The 22,063-nt window shown below is 58.7% G+C and carries 22 protein-coding genes; 9 read left to right on the forward strand and 13 right to left on the reverse strand.

The genetic code is table 11. From position 1 onward, the window contains the following. Positions 1–61 precede the first annotated feature (61 nt). The 3 genes from VK574_RS18975 to VK574_RS18985 are packed head-to-tail and all read left to right on the forward strand — an operon-like array spanning position 62 to position 3,554. A complete protein-coding gene (locus VK574_RS18975; RefSeq protein ID WP_472801444.1) occupies positions 62–808 on the forward strand; it encodes a hypothetical protein in 747 nt (248 codons plus the stop codon). Next, positions 805–2,472: an HD domain-containing phosphohydrolase gene (locus VK574_RS18980; RefSeq protein WP_472801445.1), complete on the forward strand. Its 1,668-nt coding sequence runs from the start codon at positions 805–807 to the stop codon at positions 2,470–2,472. Before VK574_RS18975 ends, VK574_RS18980 begins: the two co-directional genes overlap by 4 nt. Next, a complete protein-coding gene (locus VK574_RS18985; RefSeq protein ID WP_472801446.1) occupies positions 2,469–3,554 on the forward strand; it encodes a hypothetical protein in 1,086 nt (361 codons plus the stop codon). Before VK574_RS18980 ends, VK574_RS18985 begins: the two co-directional genes overlap by 4 nt. Before the next feature lie 302 nt (positions 3,555–3,856). Here VK574_RS18985 and VK574_RS18990 read toward each other — a convergent pair whose 3' ends face one another. From VK574_RS18990 to VK574_RS19010, 5 genes are all read right to left on the reverse strand, one after another. After that, on the reverse strand, positions 3,857–4,216 hold the full coding sequence (locus VK574_RS18990; RefSeq protein ID WP_472801447.1) for an STAS domain-containing protein: 360 nt from the start codon (positions 4,214–4,216) through the stop codon (positions 3,857–3,859). A 26-nt stretch (positions 4,217–4,242) separates the two neighbouring features. Continuing rightward, positions 4,243–4,689 carry an ATP-binding protein gene (locus VK574_RS18995; protein ID WP_472801448.1) on the reverse strand — a complete coding sequence of 149 codons (447 nt, stop codon included), beginning with the start codon at positions 4,687–4,689 and terminating at the stop codon, positions 4,243–4,245. Further along, a complete protein-coding gene (locus tag VK574_RS19000) occupies positions 4,686–5,864 on the reverse strand; it encodes a PP2C family protein-serine/threonine phosphatase (protein WP_472801449.1) in 1,179 nt (392 codons plus the stop codon). Before VK574_RS19000 ends, VK574_RS18995 begins: the two co-directional genes overlap by 4 nt. 381 nt (positions 5,865–6,245) lie before the next feature. Next, a complete protein-coding gene (locus VK574_RS19005; protein ID WP_472801450.1) occupies positions 6,246–7,634 on the reverse strand; it encodes an ATP-binding protein in 1,389 nt (462 codons plus the stop codon). Next, positions 7,631–8,320, reverse strand: coding sequence for a response regulator (locus tag VK574_RS19010; RefSeq protein ID WP_472801451.1), 690 nt, complete (start codon positions 8,318–8,320; stop codon positions 7,631–7,633). Before VK574_RS19010 ends, VK574_RS19005 begins: the two co-directional genes overlap by 4 nt. Positions 8,321–8,558: 238 nt before the next feature. On the opposite strand from VK574_RS19010, the gene VK574_RS19015 reads away from it, so the two are divergent. Then, entirely contained in the window at positions 8,559–8,993 is a 435-nt protein-coding gene (locus VK574_RS19015) for a hypothetical protein (RefSeq protein WP_472801452.1), read from the forward strand. 53 nt (positions 8,994–9,046) lie between these two features. Here the strand turns inward: VK574_RS19015 and VK574_RS19020 are convergent, their stop codons facing one another. Then, positions 9,047–9,718, reverse strand: coding sequence for an NAD-dependent epimerase/dehydratase family protein (locus tag VK574_RS19020; protein WP_472801453.1), 672 nt, complete (start codon positions 9,716–9,718; stop codon positions 9,047–9,049). A 119-nt stretch (positions 9,719–9,837) separates the two neighbouring features. On the opposite strand from VK574_RS19020, the gene VK574_RS19025 reads away from it, so the two are divergent. The 5 genes from VK574_RS19025 (at position 9,838) to VK574_RS19045 (ending at position 14,843) form a co-directional block, all read left to right on the forward strand. Then, on the forward strand, positions 9,838–10,152 hold the full coding sequence (locus tag VK574_RS19025; protein WP_472801454.1) for an RcnB family protein: 315 nt from the start codon (positions 9,838–9,840) through the stop codon (positions 10,150–10,152). Between the two features lie 166 nt (positions 10,153–10,318). After that, complete coding sequence (locus tag VK574_RS19030) at positions 10,319–12,451, forward strand: PP2C family protein-serine/threonine phosphatase (protein ID WP_472801455.1); 2,133 nt, start codon at positions 10,319–10,321, stop codon at positions 12,449–12,451. A gap of 314 nt (positions 12,452–12,765) precedes the next feature. Then, positions 12,766–13,350 (forward strand): hypothetical protein, encoded by a 585-nt coding sequence (locus tag VK574_RS19035; RefSeq protein ID WP_472801456.1) that lies wholly within the window; start codon positions 12,766–12,768, stop codon positions 13,348–13,350. A gap of 135 nt (positions 13,351–13,485) precedes the next feature. Continuing rightward, positions 13,486–13,839, forward strand: a complete 354-nt coding sequence (locus VK574_RS19040; RefSeq protein WP_472801457.1) for an STAS domain-containing protein — start codon at positions 13,486–13,488, stop codon at positions 13,837–13,839. A 215-nt stretch (positions 13,840–14,054) separates the two neighbouring features. Further along, on the forward strand, positions 14,055–14,843 hold the full coding sequence (locus VK574_RS19045; RefSeq protein WP_472801458.1) for a glycosyltransferase family 2 protein: 789 nt from the start codon (positions 14,055–14,057) through the stop codon (positions 14,841–14,843). Positions 14,844–14,934: 91 nt separating this feature from the next. On the opposite strand, the gene msrA is transcribed toward VK574_RS19045, so the two are convergent. The 7 genes from msrA to VK574_RS19080 all read right to left on the reverse strand — a co-directional run bounded on the left by msrA (position 14,935) and on the right by VK574_RS19080 (position 22,000). Continuing rightward, positions 14,935–15,408, reverse strand: a complete 474-nt coding sequence (gene msrA, locus VK574_RS19050) for a peptide-methionine (S)-S-oxide reductase MsrA (protein ID WP_472801459.1) — start codon at positions 15,406–15,408, stop codon at positions 14,935–14,937. 93 nt (positions 15,409–15,501) lie between these two features. Next, a complete protein-coding gene (locus VK574_RS19055) occupies positions 15,502–15,849 on the reverse strand; it encodes an ArsR/SmtB family transcription factor (RefSeq protein ID WP_472801460.1) in 348 nt (115 codons plus the stop codon). Beyond that, positions 15,830–16,297, reverse strand: a complete 468-nt coding sequence (locus VK574_RS19060; RefSeq protein WP_472801461.1) for an SRPBCC family protein — start codon at positions 16,295–16,297, stop codon at positions 15,830–15,832. Before VK574_RS19060 ends, VK574_RS19055 begins: the two co-directional genes overlap by 20 nt. 62 nt (positions 16,298–16,359) lie before the next feature. Then, positions 16,360–16,689 carry a VOC family protein gene (locus VK574_RS19065; RefSeq protein WP_472801462.1) on the reverse strand — a complete coding sequence of 110 codons (330 nt, stop codon included), beginning with the start codon at positions 16,687–16,689 and terminating at the stop codon, positions 16,360–16,362. A gap of 123 nt (positions 16,690–16,812) precedes the next feature. Then, on the reverse strand, positions 16,813–19,095 hold the full coding sequence (locus VK574_RS19070; protein ID WP_472801463.1) for a pseudouridine synthase: 2,283 nt from the start codon (positions 19,093–19,095) through the stop codon (positions 16,813–16,815). Positions 19,096–19,170: 75 nt separating this feature from the next. Beyond that, a complete protein-coding gene (gene scpB, locus VK574_RS19075; RefSeq protein ID WP_472801464.1) occupies positions 19,171–20,226 on the reverse strand; it encodes an SMC-Scp complex subunit ScpB in 1,056 nt (351 codons plus the stop codon). A gap of 154 nt (positions 20,227–20,380) precedes the next feature. Beyond that, complete coding sequence (locus VK574_RS19080) at positions 20,381–22,000, reverse strand: inorganic phosphate transporter (RefSeq protein ID WP_472801465.1); 1,620 nt, start codon at positions 21,998–22,000, stop codon at positions 20,381–20,383. Positions 22,001–22,063: the final 63 nt, after the last annotated feature.

Below are 22,063 nucleotides of genomic sequence, written 5' to 3' on the forward strand. Positions count from 1 at the left end.
CCCACTTCCGGGCTCAGGGCTGCAATCGTCGAACTGCTTTTCGCTTCGAGGTAACCAGCCTATGCGCCTGAGAGGCCTGATTCTGCTTTGCTCCTTTACGGTGATGGCGGTAGGCCTGCACGCGCAGGCAATCACCGGGACGATTCTGATCAAGAAGAAGCTGACGAAGCCGAGCGTTACCGCATCGGTCTCTGTGTATCAGCGAGGCACCGCAGTGAAGCTCGGCAAGGACGCCGAACAGGATCCGATTGCGTATGAGCGCTCGCGCGTTGTGATTTATCTGGAAGGTCCGGTACCCGCGGATCAAAACCAGGGCGCGCCGGCGACACAGCAGATCCAGCAGCTCGATCGCCGCTTCATGCCGGATATGGTTGTGGTGCCGATTGGATCGACAGTCACGTTTCCGAACATGGATCCGATCTTTCACAACATCTATTCCCTGTCCAAGCCGAAGTCCTTCGATCTTGGGAGCTACGACAAGGGCGAGACGCGGAAGGTGACCTTCCCGAAACCCGGCATCGTGGAGATCTATTGCCATCTGCACCCGAACATGGAGGCCACGGTTGTGGTGACTCCGAATCGCTGGTATGCGCGGCCGGATCGCAACGGACAATATCGAATTCCAGATGTGCCTGCGGGACAGTACACGGTGGTGGCGTGGCATCGGAGCGCCGGCTTCTTCCGCAAGACCGTGGTTATCGAAAATGGACGGGACGTTGCGGCCGACTTCTTTATTCCGCTCGAGATCGACTCCCGACAGGAAGCAGAGAAGGATCATGAACCAGGGCGCAGCGGGGGGTCCCGTTGAAGACACGTTTACGAACCCGCGCACTGCTGCTTTGCTTTCTGCCTTTTGCTGTCCTGCTGGCAAGCAGCTTCTGGATGATTCAGCGATTCGTGCAGTCGACGGTTCGCGATGGACTACATACCTCGCTGCGCGAAAGCCAAGTGGCGATTGCCAATATTCACGCGAAGGGCGATCTGCAAAATAGCCGATTTCTGAAGGTCGTCGGTGAAAACTCTGCGCTGAAGGCAGGGATGCAGCTTCTTCTCGCGAATCCCCGGAGCGCTGACGCCCGCAGCACGGTTGAAGATCAGCTTCGCGAACTGGGCGAGCGTATGGGTTTCGATTTCATGCTGGTTTCCGCGCCGAACGGTACGCCACTCGCAGGAATGGCGCGACCGGGCGCATCGAAGTCGCGCAAGGGCCAGCTTGTCCCGCTCAATCTTGGTTCGCTCGATCGCAGCAGCACCGGGTTCCTTCTCTTAGATGGACGCACTTTCCAGGTGGCATCGGTTCCCGTGGATGAAAACGACGAGAACATCGGCGTGCTCTCCGTTGGAGAATTCTTTGATTTTTCAGATCTCTCCACTCTCGTGGTGTTGGTGCACGACGGAAAGGTTATCGAGTCGAACATTCCGGATGTGTCGTTCCAGGAGCTTGAGAACGCACTGACGACCTGCAAGGCGCAGTCAGAGTGTGACCTAACGCTGCATGGAACGAATTGGATCTCGCTGCCTATGGAGTCGTACGGCGGTGACTACACGATGCTCAGTTTCGAGAACGTGGATAAAGCAACCGCTCCCATCCAGTCGAAATTGCGAAAGCTCTTCATGGAACTCGCGATCGCCTGCGTGCTGGTGGCGTTTCTTTGCAGCATTGGTTCGTCGAGTTCGATCGTAAATCCGATTGCAGCGGTAGTCTCGCATTTACGCAATGCGGCTCGCACGGGCAAATTGCGAGAGCTGGAACCTCAATCGTCGACGATTGTTGAAATTCAGGAATTGGCGGAGATTTATAACCGCGCGGCATTCTCTGTGCGTGCTGCCGGCGAGCGCCTCGAATCTGCCTATCTTCAATTCGTCGGTTCATTGGCAAACGCTCTCGACGCTCGCGACCAGTACACTGCCGGCCACAGCCGGCGTGTGAGCGAACTCTCGTGCGCGGTTGCTTCCGCGCTGGAAATGCCGGAGGAGAATGTCGAGCGGATCCGGGTTGGGGCGATGCTGCACGACATCGGCAAGATTGGTGTCGCAGACAGCGTTCTGCAAAAGCCCGGGCGTCTTACCAACGAAGAATTTGCGCAGGTGAAGCTGCATCCTGTCATCGGTCGCAGAATTCTGGAAGGTGTGGGAGGGTTCGCGGAGTATTTGCCGGCAGTTGAGTTACATCATGAAAACTGGGACGGCACGGGTTATCCGAAAGGCCAACGCGGCTGTGAAACGCCCATCGACGCGCGCATCATTCACGTGGCGGACGCATACGACGCGATGACGACCAATCGCTCGTATCGAAGCGGAATGACGCATGAAGCAGCAATTGCCGAATTGATGACGTATTCCGGGATTCAGTTTGATCCGGAGATTGTTGCGGCGTTTGTGAAACTCCCGCTGGACGTATTGATGGTCAAATCTCCTTCCGAGGAATCTCCAGTTGAGACGGAAGAAATGGCGGCGGTGAAAGTCGGATGAAGACCAGGTGCCATCTCGTCGTATTTTTCTCCTTGCTGAGCGCATCGGTTGGGTCTGCGCAGGAGGCGAATACCGGCGTAGATCTTCGAGCGACTCTGGCCGCACAAGCTGTCGCATCGAACGAGCTGACGGAGGCGCCGCGATCGGGATCGCCGATGATTGCGGGTTCACGCTCCGTACTCTATCCAACGATCAAGTTCAATGAACATCTATTTCTGACTGGCGCATTGCAGCTTGTTACGCGTCCCTACTACTACGCGGATCTCTCCACGACCGGTTACGGCGCGAAAGGGAGTGTTCTGCAGGCCACGCTGAATTACTCGCGCGTATCGCAAAAGGGCTCCGTTCTCTTGCGCGCCGGGCAAATGTCCACCGCATTCGGGTCATTCGTACTGCGTTACGATGATGCGGAAAACGCTCTCGTCGATCTTCCGATTTCGTACGGATACTACTACGCGCCAGTGTCCATTCTCGGGGTCGCGGGAGCACAGATCGACGCAACGCGCGGCAAGTTCGACGGACGGCTTCAATTTGCGAACTCGTCTCCGGCAAACCCGCGCAGCATTTTCGCGAGCGACCAGTATGGAAACTGGGCGGGCGGTGGCGGCTTCACCATTCGCCAGGGACTGCGCATCGGCGCGTCGGGATATCGCGGACCGTATCTCGACCGGAAGTATGCGTACTACTTCCCAGGCGAGGCGAACCCCAGCAAGTTGCCGGCGCACGCTGTGGGTATCGACATGAATTGGGCTCACGGCCATACCACGGCATACGCGGAAGCGCAGAGATTCGTGATGCCGTATACCTTGATTCCGGACTTTCGGGACACAGCAGGGTACGCGGAGGTGCGGCAGGTTCTAAGTCCGCGCTGGTTTGTTGCCGGACGTTATTCAATTACGAGCACCAATGCGACGGGAAGAACGAACTCGTTCGAGACAGCTGCAGGCTATCGGCCTGACCGGTTTCAGCTGTTGAAAGTGGGATATGAGTTCAAACATTACAATACTAGCACGGAGCACGACGACCACGTGCTCGGGATCCAGTTCATCACGACTCTTCACAAATCCGTGGGCCGCGAGTAGAGATTTGTTCGCAGTTCTCGCAGACGATTGGGATGCCTACCTTTGACGCCGGCCTCACTCAACCTTCTTTGTGCTGAGAAGATGCGGGTTGGGTTGGTTCGTGGTCTCCCACGCTTGCGACAAGGACAAAGACGTCGCAAGAATGGGGCACCCAGCTTCGATGCCATGCGGAGGAAGGGCAACCGCAGATCCCTCGGCGCGCTACGCTTGCTCGGGATGACAGTTCTGGTGGTGAGCTAGAATGCGTTGCGCTCAAGGATGACAGCTCAGGTTTCGAGGAGAAGTTGGAGTGCGGCGCCGGGTTACAGCGCCGCCAGGGCATCGGCCTGGGAGGGGAAGAGGCCGGCGTACTTGGTGATGCCTACCATGGTGAAGACCTTGGTGAAGTGGGGCGAGAGGCCAAAGGCATAGACCTTCTGGCCGGAGTTTGCCGCCTCAATGAGCATCTGGATGACGAGGGCGATGCCGCTGGAGTTGATGTAGTCGACCTTGGTGAAGTCGAGCAGCACGAGCTTGGCGGTCTCCTTGGGCAACGACTGGTAGCTACCAAGGACCGCATCTTTGGACGTACTGGCAATGTCACCCTCAAAACGGAGGGCTGTGACGTTGTGGCCTGCCGGGGAAGTCAACTGGTCTACGCGCGCTTTGGTTTCACTCTGCACGATCTCGTGTCTCCGTGTTCTTCTTGTTAGTCCGCTACCGCATCCAGACGAATGACCAGCCTGACGTAACTGCTTTTGCCGTTGGAGCCTTTGACCCATTCGGCCTCATCAACCAGCGCCTGAATCAAGAACATACCCATACCGCGGGGATCTTCCTCACCATGAATCTTCTTATCGATGTCGGGCTTGGCCGGGACGGTTTTCAAGCCCTTGCCATCATCAATCACTTTTACTTCAAGTGCGTTAATGCCTGCTGAAAGGACTACGCCAACGGAGAGGTCGTCGTTCATTTTATTGCCATGTTCGATGGCGTTGATGCAGGCCTCAGCGACAGCCGTCTTCAAATCTTCAACGCGATCTTCACGGAAACCCATCAGCTTGGCCACAGCGGCAGCGGTGCTCATCGCCACTTTCTCATAGCCGAGCTGCGAAGGCAGCCGCACCTCCACGCTTGTGGACTTCAGCTTGCTCATGCCGGTATCTCCGTACCCTTTGCGCACCGGCACATTGCCAATGCGGTCATGTCGTCACTTTGCGGGCCGCCGTCGGCAAAGTCGTCAATTGTCGCCCACAATGCATCGAGGATAACATCGGCCCGTTCGCCCGGGCACTTGGAAAATTCGTCCATAAGTCTTTCCGGGCCAAACTCTTCCTCGCCGCGGAATACCTCCGTGAGGCCGTCGGTGTAGAACAAGAGCCTCGTGCCTGGTGTAAACACGGCTTCCTCGCTGGAGTAGCGCATGCCGGGCAAAAGGCCCAGAGGCGTACCGGCTGCCTCGAACTGGCGGGTTGTGCCATCGCACGAAACCAGGAAGCCCGGGTTGTGGCCGGCGTTGACCACTTCAATTTTTCCCAGCTCGGGGTGGAGACGCAGGAAGATGGCGGTGACATAGCGGCGGCGGGCCTCTTCGCCCTCGCGCCAATGGTGCTCGTTCATGCGGGTAGCCAACTCGCCGAGGGGTGGCCCGGTGATGGCCATGGCGCGGAAAGCCGCGCGGAAGCTGGTGGACATCATGGCCGAGGCGAGGCCTTTGCCTGCAACGTCGGCGACAGCGATCAAGAGGCTTCCATCGGGCTGCTCGACGATATCGAGGTAGTCGCCACCAACTTCGTAGCAGGTGACGGAGCGGAAGGCCAGCGAGTAACCGGCGATGTCGGGCAACTCCTGCGGCAGCAGGGAGCGCTGGATATTGCGCGCGGCGTCAAGATCTTGCTGTACACGGGCCCACTGCAGGTTACGCTCGTGGTTGCGGGCGTTTTCAAGGGCAACTGCGGCTTGCAAGGCAAGGCCCTCGATGAAATCGGCTTCGTAGATGGTGAGTTCGCGACCGTCTGGCGGAGCGACCACCAATTCGGCCATGCGCTTGCCTTCGCGATCCTGCAGAAGATAGATGGGGAGCGCGTGGGCCTCGTCTGACTGGGCGGTGAGATCGGGCATTTCGCCGTAGCTGAGGTTGGTGCCGGGAAAGGCAGCGCCCGCCATTTCAAGTTCGCGGACGACGATACGCAGGACGGCGCCGAGGACGGCTTCCTCCCGGATCGTGGAGTGAACTTGACGCGAGGCCTCGAGCAGCGCCTGCAGGCGGGCTACCTGCTGCTGGAGATCGATGGTTTCGTCATTGCCGGACAAATGAATGCCTGCTGCCATAAATCCACCAATTACTTGCGGGGAATCTCAATCTATCACGGGGAGGTGTAGGAGCGTCGATACCTTTCTTGAGATGGGTTTTATCCCATCCACCGGTGGTTTAAGAACCTCTATTTAGTGCCATCCGGTTACGTTGCGAATCCTAGGTGAATCCGGAAGTACCCACTTGCTACTGCCGGGGCATTACCTACGGGAACCTTACATCCAGCGCGTAGATCTTTTCAAGATGGCGGCTTGAGCCATGGTTTCCGAATGAAAGTGTCTCTCTTCGTCTTCGGCATTGCGGTCAACGCCCAGCGGCATTCCGGCTGCAAAGGTCCTTCTTCGACCGCCGGGGAATTCAGCGAATCTTCGAGAATGAAATGCTGTACAGGCGGAAACCTAGGTTAGGTCGATGCCGCATTCCGGCAGGAGGATTTCAACCAGCAAGCCTGGAGGCGTGGCGTTTTGGGCGCCGATAGTTCCGCCATGGGTTCGAATGACACGATCAGCTATGGCAAGGCCGAGACCGGTGCCGCCCGACTGCCGATCGCGGGCATCCGCCACCCGATAGAAGGGTCGAAAGATATTGACGAGCTCGGACTCAGGAAGGCCCGGGCCATAGTCGCGAATTGCAATGCGGACGAAGGCTTCCTTGGGCTGACGCATAAATTCCATGGTCACTTCGACCGAGGTTCCGGGATCGGTGTAGTGAATTGCGTTTCGAACCACATTCTCGATCGCTCCGTGCAGTAGTTCCGCATTCCCTCGAACGAAGTACGGCCCCTCGGCAGTAAATTGGACGCCGCGATCAAGCACCCGCGCCTCGAAGTTGGCATCACGAACGATCTGGGAAACGAGATCCGTGAGGTCGAGCTGGACCATGGGCACTTGTCGCGCGGAGACATCGAGCTTCGCAATCGTCAGCAGGCGCCCGATCATTTCGTTCAGGAGAGCGAGGTCCTGCTCCATTTGGTCGAATGCGGGGTCATTGCCTTTTCGCTGGCGACCGAGATCGAGGGCGACATTCAGCCGAGCCAGGGGTGAGCGCAATTCGTGGGAAACATCGGAGATGAGTTGGCGTTGACCAGATACAAGAGCTTCGATGCGAGAGGCCATGGCGTCGAAGTCGCGCAACAGATCTCCAATTTCATCTTGCCGGGAGGCGATAGTGGAACTTGCTCGGGTGCTCAAATCGCCAGACGCCAGCTGTTGCGATGCCGCACGCAAACGAAGAATCGGTGCGGTGAGGTATCTCGTGAGCAAGTAGCATACAAATCCTGAAACAAGGAAAGCGACTCCCCACTGCACCAGAAATGTAGTTCGGTTGAAGCCAGCCGCAGCGCGAGGACCTGCGGGGAGTTCCGTAGCAAAGATGTATTGGCGCCCGCTATTTCCGTTCAGGATTAACGCGACGCGCGCTATCCCGAAGACCATGCCGAATTCGGATGTCTTCAAACCCGTGACACGCGTCGCCATCATCTGAAAAGTTTCGCAGCCATGACCTGCGATGCCCCTTCCCGATATGTCGAACAGACACGCTTTCAGAGAGGTGTCGTGAACGAGTCGATCAAGGTACGACGACGCTGCGGATGTGCCCTCCCTTTCAAGGGTCTCCACCGCAATCGTTCCGGAATAGCGGGCTGTTTCGGCCAGCGTCGAATGCCACTGCGCAGGCACGCCGCGCGGTTCGAGCATGAAGGTAAGCACCAGGGAAATGCCCGTGACAATGACGGTCGCCCAGAACCACAGGAAGATCTTGAGCAGGAGGCTACGGAAAGTCAGTTTCATTTCGTTTCCGGGCGTACAACGAAGAGATAGCCGCTGCCGCGAACGGCCTTGATTTTAGGGCCATGCTCGGAGGCTCCCAGCTTTTTTCGCACGTTGCTTACGTGAACGTCGATGACCCTATCGAAGGGGCCAAGCTTTCGTCCCAGCACAGATTCGGTGAGTTGCTCGCGACTCAGGATTTTTCCGGCGGCGCGCAAGAAGGTTTCCAGGAGGGTAAATTCCACGCTGGTCAAGTTGAGAGGCACATCGTTTAACCAGACCTCGCGCGCTCGGGGATCGAGGCGGAGATCTCCGACCACAACGGGCTCCGTTGTCGCAGCGACTCGAGAGGTTCGGCGCAGGATGGCTCGAATGCGGGCGATCAGTTCGCGGGGGTTGAAAGGTTTTGGCACGTAATCATCGGCACCAATCTCCAAGCCGAGAATCCTGTCGATATCTTCGCCACGCGCAGTGAGAATCAACACCGGTACAGGAGACCTGGCACGCAGCCGGCGCAGGACATCGAGGCCTGTTATGCCCGGAAGCATGAGATCGAGCACAACAAGAGCATGTTCCATCGAGAGGGCGCGCTCCAACCCTCGAATCCCATCGTTGGCTACTTCGATTGTGAAACCTTCAGATGTCAATCGTTCGGTGAGCAGCCTGCATAACTGAACGTCATCGTCGATGATGAGAACGCGATCCATTCGCTTAAGAGCTGCAACCTTCGACTCGATATTAGTCCATTCCCAGTTGGCGAAAGCGTCATTTACATATCTTTACGTTGCTTAGCAAGTCTTATCGCAGCTTATCCAATCTTTATCGCATGCGCCCCATACCGATGCTGGAATCGTGAAGTGGAAGTAAGAGTGGCCACCGTAGCGGCCGAGATCGAAGTGAGTCGATCGCACGAGGCGTCAACACCAAGCATCAAGGAGGGAAGTTATGAAGCGCATGAGTTCTATCATCGTCGGTTCGTTGGTTGCGATCCTGATCATGGGTGGTACGTTCGCGGTCAAACTGCACGCACAAGTTGGACCTGGAGTAGTTTTCAACGTTCCGTTCGCATTTTCGCTGGACGGTCACAACATCGCTGCGGGCAATTACAAACTGAACCTGGTTTCGGGCCAGTACATATTGTCGATCCGCAATCTGGAGACGGGAGATCTCCGGTTCTTCGGGGTACAGCCGGGACAACAACACGCGATCGAGGAGCATGGACGGCTGGTCTTCGGTGGCTGTGGATACCACAGATACCTGGCGGAATTTCACATGCCGGGGACTGACACCTACAGCGTGACAAGGACGCCAGAGAGGGTGAAGAACGCGGAGGCGCAAGCATGTCCCACGGGGAATTCCGTATTTCTGGCTGCGCGTTGATCATCAATCCGCAAAGGCGGGGGCCCTACTCTATGTTCCGTGTTCAAGGGAAATCAGGGTTCTGGGCCTGCCGCCGCGCGGATGTCGCGGGCTTCGAGGATGTGCGTGGGGTATCGCTGGCGCGCGATGTTGAGCATGGCGCGGCCGATCTGCCGGGTGGAGAGGACGCGGTTGGGGAACGCGCGGCGCAATAGCGGAAAGAGCGGGCCGAGGATCGAGTAAAACAGCCGATACATTGGCGTTTTTGACTGGATATCGTCCATTGGCTCGATGAAGCCGGGTCGGAACATGTAGGCCTTGAGCGGCAATTTGAGCAAGGCGTTCTCGGTGCGTCCTTTGACGCGAGCCCACATCATGCGGCCCTTCTCGGAACTGTCAGTGCCGGAACCGGAGATGAAGATGAAGGTCATGCCGGGGTTGACGCGGGCCAGCAATTCAGCGGCAGCCATGGTGTAGCCATACGTGATGCGCTCATAGTCCGCCTCTTTCATTCCAGAAGACGCGATGCCGAGGCAGAAGAAGCAGGCGTCGAAACCGGTGAGGGTCTCTTCCATGCCGGCGTATTGAAGCAGGTCGCGATGGATGATTTCCTGGAGCTTGGGATCGTGGAGTCCGGTGCCGGATCGGCCCAAGGTGACAACCAGCGTGACGTCGGGGTCGCGGAGGCATTCAAGCAGGACGCCGCGGCCGACCATTCCGGTTGCGCCAAAGATGAGCACCTTCATTGGATCCGACCCCGATCTCCTTCATCAGCATAACCTTTGAACCTTTGTGTAGTTTTCTACCGGGACCGAACAACGGGATTTGTTGAGCAAGAATCAAAGAAGGAAGAGGAAACCTATAAATGACTAAATTCTGCAACGCTCTGGCGCTCACCCTGTTATCGGCAAGCCTTGTTGGCGGTTCGGCTTATGCGCAAGACCACGATCAGGACCACCACGACAAGGACAGAGACAACCATCACTTCGTGGAGCACAAGGAATGGAAGAAAGGCAAGCCGATCCGGCACGAGGACTGGGACCGCGGCGAGCGCGTCGACTACCGCCAGTACCACCTCAACGCCCCGCCTCGCGGATATGAGTGGCGAATGATCGACGGCAATTACGTCATGGTCAACATTGGGAATTTCCAGATCCGCACGATCGTCGTCGCACACTAGAGCATTGACCGTTTCCCAACCTGGCCGCCGAAGTCGCGCATCCGGCGGCCGATCCATTTCCGGATGCGAAGACCTGACGCGGCTATTGTTCAAGAAGAACCGCGAGTCAGATGCTTGATGCAGTTTTTGCTGCCCAATCCCGTTTCCGCGGGATATGCTCGTTGCCATGCAACCCAAAGCATTGCTGCCTACGCGGTCGGGTGCCGGCAGCCCGTTTCCCTTCCCGATCCGGATCGCACTCTGCGTTCTGGTGACTCTTTGTTTGGTGGAAGGTGCGCAAAAGGCGAATGCAGAGTCGAGTACGACGACCGTTGCGTCCTCGGACCCTGTCAGAATTGAGGCGCTCGGAAAGGGCGCAGTGCCGCTGGATGGCGCATGGCAGTTTCACGCGGGCGACGACTTGCAGTGGGCCAGGCCGGAGATCGACGACGCCACGGGCCACGATGGATGGGAGCAACTCACGGCCGATGCGCCATGGGGCACGCAATCGCATCCGAACTACGACGGGGCCGGTTGGTATCGCCGCCGCATCGATGTGACGATGGCGACAGGGGCCACGAGGGATGTGGCCCTGCTGATTCCGGCAATTGACGACATCTATGAGCTTTACTGGAACGGCCAGCCCGTTGGGCACCTTGGGACTTTCCCGCCAAATACCGATTTTTTGAATGCCATTCCTGCGCAGACCTACGGCCTGGGCCCGGTGCGCAGTGGCGTGCTCGCCGTGCGAGTGCTGAAGGTACCATTCGCTTCAAACGATGACGGCACGGCCGGGGGATTTGAGGGCGTGCCGATTCTTGGCAGCCCCGAGGCGATCGCCGCGATCAAGGATTCGCTGGATTACAAATGGCTGCGCGGCCAGCAGTTTCGGTTTGCGTTGACGGGGCTGTATGCCCTGGTTTGCATTTTGAGTTTTCTAGCCTGGTTGCGCGACCGACAGCAGAGATTGCTGTTCTGGATGATGGTTTACACGTTCATGCCGACGCTGGAGTTGATGTTGAACGGCATGCGCCTGCAGTACTCCAATATCTGGCTTACGTTTTTTGTCCAGGCCGCAATCCAGATACGCGAAGTGTCGCAATGGTACGTGCTGATTTACCTGCTGCAATTGGAAGATGCTCCAAGGCTGATGCGGGTGATCAAGATTTTTGCCATTGCGTCGATGATCGCGGGAACTGTCGATGGGACGCTCGGGTTCTTTTACGGGGTTCTATCGAAGTACGCATTCCAGATTTCAGATGCTGCGCTGACACTTTTCATTCTTCCGGGAGAGGCCATTCCAATCTTTCTTGTTGTCTACGCAGTGGTGCGCAGGCGGCGGCTGGACTCGGCGCGATGGCTGGTGGCGAGCATCGCGCTGGCCAATGACGTGGTGTATGCGGTTTCGAATGCCTCGCAGCAAGGGATTCGATTTACGCATTGGCCGTTGGCGGGTTGGATCAACCGGCTGCATCTGACAATTTTTGGAACCGTCCTCAGCGTGCAGACCGCATTACGTACGGCGCTCTTCCTGGCGATTGTGTACGCGGTGCTGCGCTATGCGTTGGACTATCGACACCGGCAGACGGCTATGGAGCGCGAGTTCCAGAATGCGCGCGAAGTGCAACAGGTGCTGGTGCCGGAGGCCCTGCCGGCGATTCCCGGGTTCAACCTGACAAGCGCATACAAACCGGCGCTCGAAGTTGGCGGTGACTTCTTTCAGATACTTTCGACCGGGGAAGGTGGAGCATTGATCGTGATTGGCGATGTGAGCGGCAAGGGCATGCCGGCGGCCATGACGGTTTCGCTGCTGGTAGGCACCGTGCGCACGCTGGCGCACTACACGCAGAGCCCGGGCGAGATTCTGACCGCCATGAATTACCGCATGCTGAGTCGCAGTGCTGGCGGATTTACGACTTGCCTTGTGGTACGGGTGGATACAGACGGCAAACTCACGGCTGCGAATGCGGGGCACCTGGCTCCCTACGTGAACGGCCATGAGTTGCAACTTAGGAATGGCTTGCCGCTGGGGTTGGAAGCGAAGACGACTTATGCTGAATCGACATTCACTCTGGGGGCGAACGAGCAACTTACCTTGCTGACGGATGGGGTTGTGGAGGCACGCGGCAGGACGGGAGAACTCTTCGGGTTCCAGCGCACGGCAACCATCGCCTCAGGGACCGCCGAGGCGATTGCTCAGGCGGCACGGAATTTCGGACAGGAAGACGATATCACCGTGCTTACCTTGTGCCGGACAACTGCAGCCGCTGAGACGACTGCGGATATTGGTTCTCCTGCGTTGTCGCCTTCGCCCGCGTAACGTTGCAGTTTCCCGAACATTCCAGGCAAATCTGCAGCGTGGTTCTGTTATGAGAAAGCTATGGATCGGATAACTTGAAATTTCTTGCACCGCATGACGAGTTATGAAAGAAGTAACGTATTACTTATTATCTTAAAGTAACTCTATATCAGGTCGATGAGCTCTCATTAGTAACTCTCTTTAGTAATTCATCGTAATTAGCTCGTTGGTGGAATTTCCAACCTCTTTAAATCCGCGTATTTCATTAACACGGAGCTTGGATTTCTCCCTCGCCAAAGCATCCAGGAAAACCGTCAGCGACAAGGGTGAACGCGATGAAACTGCTGAGCGATCAAAGCGGATATGTCCTGGTGATGCGGAGATCATCACTGCTGGTGACTGGGAAGGCGGCTGAGAAGGAAGCAAGTGCTATTCAGCCCGTCCAAACCGAGAGCAGGGCAGAAACTCCAGTCTGTTCGGTGCCGCATTGCTGTTTCTATTGTGCGTGGTGCGGACAACCGATCCTGCTGCCCAATGACCGGATTGGCTCTCCCTTCGGGCATCCAGACGCACGCAAGATCGATGTCCGGTCGATTGCGACGGTTTGCCACAGCTGCAAGCACATTGGCAACTACTCGATGTTTCGCGCGTGCCGTGGTTTCAACACGCGCCACAAGGTCATGCATTCACCGATCAAAGGCCAGACTGTCTTGCTCCATTGGCTGCAATGCGTTGAGCGGACATGTCCCGACCGCGTTCCGTTGTTCGCACTGCTCGAAGACGGCACGCCCGCGGGAGAAGCCGAGGCAGCCGCGTGGATGTGGGATGAGCTGACGTGTGCGTCGGGCCATTCCATTCGCCCAATTCATGTGGATCCCGCGTATCCGCTGCCGCTTCGCACGCCCTCTGGAAGCCGCTGAGCGGCGGTTATTCGCTCCAACTCTTGGATTGCACCACCGGGGTCGTACTTTTCGGTTTCGCGTAGATTCGAGGTTGTGAGAGAATCCAGCCATTCTCAGTTTCCCCGCTTCCCAGATCATCTTGAAGGAAAGCCGATGCCCGAAGCTGCTGCTGTCTCACTGCTGACCCTCGAAGTTGAACGCGCCGGAGACGTTGCCACAGTGAAGTGTCACGGCAAGCTGGTGTTGGGTGTGTGCGATGTGCTGGCCAGCAAAGTGAAGGCACTGATTCCGGACACAAAGCGGATCGTGCTGGACTTGACCGATCTGAATCAGATGGACAGCATGGGGCTGGGCACGATTGTGCGGCTCTACGTCTCGGCTAAAGCGGGAGGGAGCTGCCTGGTACTGGTGAACATGGCCCCCCGCATTCGGCAGCTGCTGGGCATCACTAATCTGCTTTCGGTGCTGACGGATATGTGCGAACAGGGCGTGACGATCCGCTTCTAGTTGGGGAAAAAGCAAAAGCAGTCGATGGTGATACGAGACCGCATCCAGGTTCGTGCTTTCCCACTCATGCCACGATAAAACTGTGTCATGAATGGGGCACCCGCGATCTTTACCCTGCAATCTTCAGAGCAGGTCCTTTGACGACCCTTCACTCCGTTCGGGGTTGCCAAGGATGACGGAGTTGGTGGAGCGCGCGTGATTTATCCTTCGGGGTGATGCCGCAGCAGCGCAAGACCCTTTCCGTCGCGATGATTGCCATGAACGAGGAAGCCAATCTGCCGCGCACGCTGGAGAGCGTGACATGGGCCGATGAAATCATCGTGGTGGACTCGGGGTCGCGCGACAGGACGATTGAGATTGCGCAGTCGTTTGGGGCGAAGACCAGCTATCACGCATTTGGCGGGCATGGTGAGCAGAAGAATGTGGCTCTGAATCTGTGCACCTGTGACTGGATCCTGCTGCTGGATGCGGATGAGGTGCTAACGCCGGAGTTGCAGACGGAGATCCGCGATGTGCTCGCGGGTGAACCGCAGTTCGATGCCTACTGGATCAAGCGACTGAATCTGTATTTCGGCAAATGGATCCGGCATGGCGGGTTTTATCCCGACCATAAGTTAAGGCTTTTCAAGCGCGGGGCAGCGCGGCTGAGCGAGGGAGTGGGGCCGCACTCGACTCCGCAATTCGAGGGACCGCGGGGTAAGCTGCGCGGCGATATGCTGCACTACGCCTATCCGACGTTGGGCGTCTATCTCGAGCACATGAATCGCTACAGCTCGGAGATTGCGCAACTGTTGCATCAACGCGGGAAAGACAGCAGGTCGGTGGCCGCGTTTGTATGGAACGCGGTACTGAACCCGGCGGCAACGTTTGTTTATAACTACGTTTTCCGGTTGGGTTTTCTGGATGGGCGCGAAGGATTGATCCTGCATATCAACCACTCCGTGTATATCCACTGGAAGTACATCAAGGCGTGGCGGCTCGGACAGGGAAAAGAACAGTTCTAGGTTCAGAGTTCTAAGTTCAGGGTTCCTGATGCGGCGTTTGGATGACGGGCACTGTCAACTCTGAACTAAGAACTTAGAACTGCCAACTGCCTTAGATGTGGCAGCTGGCCTGGCCGCGCTTTTCCAGATATTTCTGATGGTATTCTTCAGCGCGCCAGAAGGTTTGCGCCGGTTCTACCTTGGTGACGATGCGTTTCGGCGCGAAGTGGGCGGTGAGCTGTTCGATTTTTGCTTTGGCCTGCGCTTCCTGCTGGGGCGAGTGGAAGAAGATGGCGGAGCGATACTGCGCGCCCCAGTCGGGTCCCTGACGATTCAGCGTGGTCGGGTCGTGCAGCTCGAAGAAGGCGTCGAGGATCTGGTCGTAGCTGACCTTTTCGGGATCGAAGTCGAGCTCCACGACTTCGGCGTGGCCGGTCTGGTCGGTGCAAACATCGCGGTAGGTGGGCTTATCGAGCTTGCCGCCCTCATAGCCAACAGCCGTGGCGGTGACTCCGGGTATGGCGGCGAAGGCGGCTTCGACGCCCCAGAAACAGCCTGCTCCAAATGTCGCTTTTTCGATGGTCATGGTTATCAGATGCGCGAGCAATTCATTCGGTGACAGAAGCGTTGATGGTTTGGCGACGAGACCTCCGCGGGGGCGCGGTTCTTACTTGGTTTTTCACTTCTCGACGTGTGCTTTGAGGCGCGCGAGGGTCTGGTCCCATTGCTTGGAGACGGAAGCGAGGTAGGCCTGGAGGCCTTCGAGGGGCTCGGGGGCGAACTCGAAGAGGCGCTCGCGGCCGGCGTGGGAGCTGCGAACGATGCCCGCGCGCTCCAGGACTCCCAAGTGCTTGGTGATGGCCTGGCGGGTTAACTTCGAATCATCAGCAAGCTGCGAGATGGAGCGGGACTCGCCGGAGCAGAGCCGGGCGACGAGCGCCAGACGGGTTTTGTCGCCGAGCGCGGCAAAGACGCGTGCCCGGGCCTTGGGTTTGGCAGTGATACGCTTACGAATTTTGTGTGACATGGCTCTCGATATTCTTCATCTGTTCGGTCCAGCCGCCATCGTTCCTGCGAAATGCCTCGGGACGCCAGTCGGCGGGAATGCTGTTGAAGCCGGACTCGGTGAGTAAAAGCAGTGTACAGCCGGGAATCGCTTCGAGGTGAAATTCGACGAGAGTACGGGGTGCGTTGGAGTAGTCGGCGGATGTGTCGGTCTTTTCGAAGGACTGGACGTGGGGCCAGTAGAAGGAGAAGAGGCGCTCGGGTTCCATCGTTTCGATGCGGGCTTCCCAGGTGACGTGCTCGTAGCCGGGATAGGTGATGTGGCCACGGGAGACCTGGCCGGGGATAAAGGGCCCATCCAGTTTGACTTTGAACCATTGGCCGAACTCGCGGTAGTCAGTGAGTGCGCGCCAGACGCGGGAGACGGGGGCCTTGAGCTCGACGCGTTTTTCGATTCGGTTCGATTCCATGAGCAACCTCAGGGTTGCATAATATGCCGATTTGCCAAGATATACAACTCAACGGTTGCGCATCAATCACGGGAATGACTGATGAGATTGTAGATCAAGCCGTAATTGTCGCGAACGTAGCAGCGCGGAAAATCCGGCTCGTCCTTGATCACAATGCAGCCTTTTGCCAGGAGACGGCGCTTGGCGGCTTCAACGCTATCTACCGTGACTTCGAGAACCGGGCCGAGCAGCGGTCCCTGTTCGATGAAGATGTTGATGTGCTGGCCGTGAAGGCTGACCATGTTCTCTTCTTCGCCAGTGACTTCAAAGCCGAGACTGTCGACATAGAACGCGGCGGCGCTCTTGGGATCGGGCGCCTGGATCAGAATGTCGGAACTGAATGCATTTGCCATGCTGCGTCCTTGCCACCGCAGAAAGGGCACGCGCCCTGACGCGGACGAGTGCGCTCTGCGGGCTCGGCACTCAATCTAGCACGCGATGCGCGGTTGTCGCATCCAGATGTGGGGGAAGTCGTTCTAGCCTCGCTTCTTTCCGCCAGGCTTCCCACCAGGGCGTTTGCCGCCGGGACGTGAGCCTCCGCCTGGTTTCCGAGTGCCGCCGGTCTTGCCTTTGTAGCCGGAGCCGGACCTGGCCGACCCACCCGGCCTGGAGCCGAATGCCGGCTTGGAGCGGGCGCTGCTTCCGGAAGAAGTTCTGCCTGTTCCGCCGGGCTTTGGTTTCCATGCCGGTTTTCCTGCGGCAGGTGGACCGGAGCGTTTGTTGGATGGTCTGGCACCTCCCGGGCGGGGTTTGCCAGTGCTGGTGGTGAACGGTCGTGAGCGGTCGCCTTCCGCGCGAGGTGGCCGGCCAGCACCGAATTCCCGAGTGCCGGTGCGGCCAGGGCCGCCAGTTGGCCGTGCACCGCTGGGGCGGTCGAAGCTAGGGCGATCAAAACGAGGGCGGTCTGGACTTGGTCGATCAGGCCTTGGACCGTCCGAGCGTGCTCGATCAGGCCTTGGACGATCTGGGCGATCTGATCCGGGCCGGGCCGTTCGCGCCCGGAACTGGCCGGGACGGCTTCCAGTACGACCAGCGCCTGGCCTGTCAGAACCAGCACCAGGAAACGGCGGACGGCCCGTTGCGGGGCGGCCGGTCGGAGGGCGGCTGGCACTGGGGCGAGTTGGAGCTTCGCGTTCCGGCTCCACTGCTTCAATCTGCAGCCTGTGCGGTCTTGGCGCCCGGACTTCGTCACGGTCGGGGACAGCCTCACGACGTGGGCCAGCTTCGGGTTTGAAGGCTGGACGATCTGGACGAGCGGAATCGGGTTTCTTCCACGGCTTCTTCTCGAAGGAGCGAGCGCTGTCAGTACGGCGACTCCCCGCAAATCCACCAGTCGGCCGACCTTGGCGCGGAGGAGCTGATCCGAATTCTGCGGGACGCTGATCGGAGCGCGGCGTCCGTTCGCCAAACCGAGCCGGTGGACGGGCAGTGCGATCGTCCTTCTTCCATGCCGGACGGCCTGCGCCAAACTGTGGCGGGCCGGAACGCGGTGGCCCAGAGCGCGGCGAGCCAGAGCGCTGCGGACCGGTTCGCGTTGGACCAGGCCGCGATGAGCCGACGCGGACGGGACCGGGTCCAGAGCCTTCGGGGCGAGGACGGAAGCCCTCCCCTTCAGGTCGCGTCGGGCGCGAAGGTCGGTCACTTCCAAATTGCCTCTTCGGCGGAAATCCGGGTCGCGGCGAAAACGGAGGCCGTCCGGCAGCAGGCGGTACACCTTGCGGACGACCCGGCGTGGCCCTGAGCGTAGGCAATTGGGCATCCATCGCTTTTCGTCTGCGGATATCCTTCAGTTTCGGTTTGCGGAGCTTGCCGTCGGCGGCTTTGCGCAGGTCTTCGAGCTCTTCGGCTTCAAGTTCGCGCATCTTGCCGGGTTCGATATCGAGCACCAGTGGACCGTACCCGACGCGGCGAATCTTCTCGACGTAGTGGCCGATCTCCTCAAACATCTTGCGCAACTCGCGGTTGCGGCCTTCGATGATGACAACTTCGTACCAGGGATTGTCGCCCTGCCGGACCTTGCGAACCTGCGCGGGGGCAGTTTGCACTCGGCCTGAGCCGGGCTTGCCCCGTTCGATTCCCACCCCTGAACGCAGCCGATCGAGCTCTTCTTCGGTGGGCTCGCCGCTGACTTTGACGAGGTAGGTTTTCTCGACACCAGCAGCCGCGCGGGTGAGCTTGTTGGCCAGGTCTCCGTCGTTCGTCACAAGCAGCAGGCCCTCGCTCAAGTAGTCGAGGCGTCCGACGGGGTAGAGGCGCTCGCGCAACTTCGCAAAAAACTCCATCACCGTCGGCCGCTTCTCGGGATCGCTGACGGTGGTGACGAATCCCCTAGGCTTGTTGAGCATGAAGTAGCGGAGGCGCTCGGAGCCCTGCAGCAACTTGCCATCGACGCGGATGTGATCGCGCGCTGCGTCGGCCTTGGTGCCAAGTTCGGTGATGACTTTGCCGTTCACCTGCACGCGGCCTTCGGTGATCAGATTTTCGGCGTGGCGCCGGCTGGCGACTCCGGCCTGGGCGAGGATCTTCTGCAGGCGTTCGAGCTTGGGTGCCGGGCCGGATTCTGCGTCGCCTGGCTCGGTGTCCTCATCGGCTTCGGCAGCATCATCCGCTTCGGCAGCGATCAACGCGGCTTCGCCATCGGCGGCCTGCGCCTCGGTGTCGGCGGCGGAGGCTGCCAGGGATTCTTCGGCCGCAGCGGCTTCGGTTTCCGGGCTATCGGATTCAGGCGGGGTGGCGTCGGGACGCGCGTCGTCGTTCATGGGGAGATCTCGGTTCTGCCTGCTGCGTTTTGGGTCACGGCTCGGCAGGCGCGGGCTTGTTCGGCGAGAGGCCAGCTATTCGGCCGGTTCTGCTTTGTCCTGGGTGTCGTGCACCGTCGCCGTCATTTCGGTAGAGGTTTCGGTCGTTGCAGGCGAATCGTTATCTGGTTCTTCCGGTGCGTTCTCATCCAATGCGGGGCCAGTACTGCCTTCTGCTTCGTACTCAGCAGTCGCAGCGTCGCCCTCGTCGACGGCAACCGGGTCGACTTCCTCGAGCTCGCTGGCCATCTTCTCGAATTCATCCATCGAGGGCAATTCGGCGACGTCTTTGAGGCCGAAGCGCATGAGAAATTCTTTGGTGGTCTTATAGAGGATTGGGCGGCCGATGACGGGCTTGCGGCCAGCGGTGGTGATAAGCTTACGCGCCAGAAGCGAACCGAATACACCGGATGAGTCGACGCCGCGGATCTCATTTACTTCAGGTGCGGTGACGGGCTGCTTATAGGCGATGACGGCGAGTGTTTCGAGGGCAGGCAGCGAGAGCTTCAGTGCGGGCTTGAGACTTTTGATAAACATGCGGACCGCGTCGTGGCACTCCGGCTTGGTGGCCATGCGATAGCCACCGGCAATTTCGCGGATTTCGACGCCACGGTCGTCTGAGGCATAGAAGGCGATGAGCTCGTCGATGAGCTGGCGGAGAATGGTCTTGATTTCACGGTCGCGCTGGCGGGCTGCGCGTTTGGCTTCAGCTTCGGGGTCGAGCGTGGCCTCTTCGGCGGGGGTGGTCCTGACGGTTTCCGGCTGTACGGTTTCAGGTGCCAATTCGCTGGTCACGGAGGCAGAGTTGGAACCGGGCTTGACTTCGGCGAGTCCAGGGTCGGTGGACTCCGGCTCGCCGAATGGTCGGCCGTCTTCGGTGCGCAGGTCGAGGTATTCCAGCCCCTCATCGTTTGCGGGCTGCGAAGGGTCGGCCGGGTTGGCAGCGGATTCGGCTGCAGCTTTCTGGGCGGCGGCATCCTGTGCCGCTTTCCATTCAAGGGCTTCAGCACCAAAGAGGGTTGCGAGCTGAGTCAGGGTGACCGGCTCTTCCGAGGCGTAAATAACGGCTTCCAGCTTGGATTTCAGGCTCATGCAGCAATCAGTACCTTCTGTATGGTACCGGACGGGAGGGGCGATTGCGTACCCAGAGCGGAGCAGATTCGAAATGGGGAAAAAAGAAAGGGCGTTCGGATATCGAACGCCCTTCGCTCTGAAAGGAAACCAAGGCAACTTGCATGGAGGAGGGCTATGCGACGTGACGGAAGAGCCAGAACAATGTGCCAGATAGAAGTGCCGCGGCGGGTAGAGTGAAGACCCATGCCGCAGCAATGTTGCGGATCGTGGACATCTGGAGGCCGCTGCGATTTGCGGCCATCGTTCCGGCCACGCCCGAACTGAGGACGTGGGTGGTACTGACAGGAAGGCCAAAGTTATCCGCTGCGAAGATGGTAGCCATCGCGACCAGTTCGGCAGTGGCGCCCTGCGCGTAGGTAAGGTGCTCCTTGCCAATCTTTTCGCCTACGGTCACAACGATGCGCTTCCAGCCCACCATCGTGCCCATTCCAAGCGCTAGAGCAACGGCCACTTTCACCCAAGTGGGAATGAACTTGGTGGCCTTGTCGACCTTGCCCTTATACGCCGTCAAGACGGAGTTCTCGGCCGGAGTGAAGGCCGGGTTGTGGTTCTTCTGCATGAGGCGAATTGCCTCGCTAGCGACGTACATGTCATTGCGCACGTTGGTCTGCTGGTTTGCGGGAACCGCTTTGAATTCCTTATAGAGCGCAACTTCGTGGCTGAGGTCCTCGACCAGCTCGCGGAGCGCCAGGATCGTGTCGGGCTGCAGCTGCTTGGTGCGGATGTAGTCCGTCACCGTGGTGCGTGCGTCGGCACCGAGCAAGCCTGTCTTGTCAACGTGGGCGTCGAGGATCTTGCCTGCGTTGTCGGATGCGGTGATGAATTGCTGCACATCAGCGGGCGTTACCGCGTGATTTAACGCGTAGGCGGTGGGCACCGTGCCGATCAGAATCAGCATGATCAGTCCCATGCCTTTTTGCCCGTCATTTGAACCGTGGAAAAAGCTGACGCCGGTGCACGTGAGCACAAGCAAGGCGCGAATGGGCCATGGTGGAGGCGTGCTGCCTTTCGGTGCCTCGTAAAGCCCCGGGTACTTGATGGTTGCCTTGGCAACCAGGAACAACAATGCGGCTGCGCCAAAGCCGACGATCGGGGAGATGAGCAGCACTTTGAAGACCTTGGTGGCCTGCTCCCAATCGACGCCTGAAGTGCCGGTGTGCACGCTCATCAACTGGTTGGCGACGCCCACGCCAATAATGGAACCGACCATGGTGTGCGAACTGGATGCGGGAAGCCCGAACCACCAGGTGCTGAGATTCCAGAGGATGGCGGCGATGAGCAGTGCGAAGACCATGGCGAAGCCTGCACCTGAACTCACTTGAAGAATGAGTTCGACGGGCAAGAGGGTAATCACAGTGAAAGCAACGGTGCCACTTGAGGTGAGGACGCCGGCGAGATTGCACATCCCGGACCACACGACCGCGATGTTTGGTTCGAGCGAGTGAGTATAGATCACTGTCGCCACGGCGTTTGCGGTGTCGTGGAAGCCATTGACGAACTCGAATCCGAGTGCGATCAGCAAGGCGATGATCAACAGAATGTAGGGCCACGCGCTGCCCAGGGTCACGCCACTGAAGTCCTGAGAGATGTGGCTGGCGATGAACCAGACTCCGACAATCAGAGCGATCAGAACGACGCCTCCGCTGATCATGGCGTGGGTCGGATGCATCTTTTTTTCGAGCAATGCAGCAGCGGGTGGACGGGCTGCGACAGCGGTTGCCGATTCGGACATGGGTGAACTCCGGATTGAGAAGTGAGATTGACTCTGGGCGCAGGGGGAGCGGGGTTCGCCAGA

This window comes from Occallatibacter sp. (assembly GCF_035317045.1).
Classification (GTDB): Bacteria; Acidobacteriota; Terriglobia; order Terriglobales; family Acidobacteriaceae; genus Telmatobacter.

Bases quoted from the DNA above. Each gene is read 5' to 3' on its own strand.
- VK574_RS19045 (WP_472801458.1), top strand. From the start codon at position 14,055: ATGCCGCAGCAGCGCAAGACCCTTTCCGTCGCGATGATTGCCATGAAC.
- VK574_RS19020 (WP_472801453.1), bottom strand. From the start codon at position 9,718: ATGAAGGTGCTCATCTTTGGCGCAACCGGAATGGTCGGCCGCGGCGTC.
- VK574_RS19055 (WP_472801460.1), bottom strand. From the start codon at position 15,849: ATGTCACACAAAATTCGTAAGCGTATCACTGCCAAACCCAAGGCCCGG.
- msrA (WP_472801459.1), bottom strand. From the start codon at position 15,408: ATGACCATCGAAAAAGCGACATTTGGAGCAGGCTGTTTCTGGGGCGTC.
- VK574_RS19030 (WP_472801455.1), top strand. From the start codon at position 10,319: ATGCAACCCAAAGCATTGCTGCCTACGCGGTCGGGTGCCGGCAGCCCG.
- VK574_RS19035 (WP_472801456.1), top strand. From the start codon at position 12,766: ATGAAACTGCTGAGCGATCAAAGCGGATATGTCCTGGTGATGCGGAGA.
- VK574_RS19080 (WP_472801465.1), bottom strand. From the start codon at position 22,000: ATGTCCGAATCGGCAACCGCTGTCGCAGCCCGTCCACCCGCTGCTGCA.
- VK574_RS19070 (WP_472801463.1), bottom strand. From the start codon at position 19,095: ATGAACGACGACGCGCGTCCCGACGCCACCCCGCCTGAATCCGATAGC.
- VK574_RS18975 (WP_472801444.1), top strand. From the start codon at position 62: ATGCGCCTGAGAGGCCTGATTCTGCTTTGCTCCTTTACGGTGATGGCG.
- VK574_RS19010 (WP_472801451.1), bottom strand. From the start codon at position 8,320: ATGGATCGCGTTCTCATCATCGACGATGACGTTCAGTTATGCAGGCTG.
- scpB (WP_472801464.1), bottom strand. From the start codon at position 20,226: ATGAGCCTGAAATCCAAGCTGGAAGCCGTTATTTACGCCTCGGAAGAG.
- VK574_RS19005 (WP_472801450.1), bottom strand. From the start codon at position 7,634: ATGAAACTGACTTTCCGTAGCCTCCTGCTCAAGATCTTCCTGTGGTTC.
- VK574_RS18985 (WP_472801446.1), top strand. From the start codon at position 2,469: ATGAAGACCAGGTGCCATCTCGTCGTATTTTTCTCCTTGCTGAGCGCA.
- VK574_RS19015 (WP_472801452.1), top strand. From the start codon at position 8,559: ATGAAGCGCATGAGTTCTATCATCGTCGGTTCGTTGGTTGCGATCCTG.
- VK574_RS19025 (WP_472801454.1), top strand. From the start codon at position 9,838: ATGACTAAATTCTGCAACGCTCTGGCGCTCACCCTGTTATCGGCAAGC.
- VK574_RS19065 (WP_472801462.1), bottom strand. From the start codon at position 16,689: ATGGCAAATGCATTCAGTTCCGACATTCTGATCCAGGCGCCCGATCCC.
- VK574_RS19000 (WP_472801449.1), bottom strand. From the start codon at position 5,864: ATGGCAGCAGGCATTCATTTGTCCGGCAATGACGAAACCATCGATCTC.
- VK574_RS18995 (WP_472801448.1), bottom strand. From the start codon at position 4,689: ATGAGCAAGCTGAAGTCCACAAGCGTGGAGGTGCGGCTGCCTTCGCAG.
- VK574_RS19040 (WP_472801457.1), top strand. From the start codon at position 13,486: ATGCCCGAAGCTGCTGCTGTCTCACTGCTGACCCTCGAAGTTGAACGC.
- VK574_RS19060 (WP_472801461.1), bottom strand. From the start codon at position 16,297: ATGGAATCGAACCGAATCGAAAAACGCGTCGAGCTCAAGGCCCCCGTC.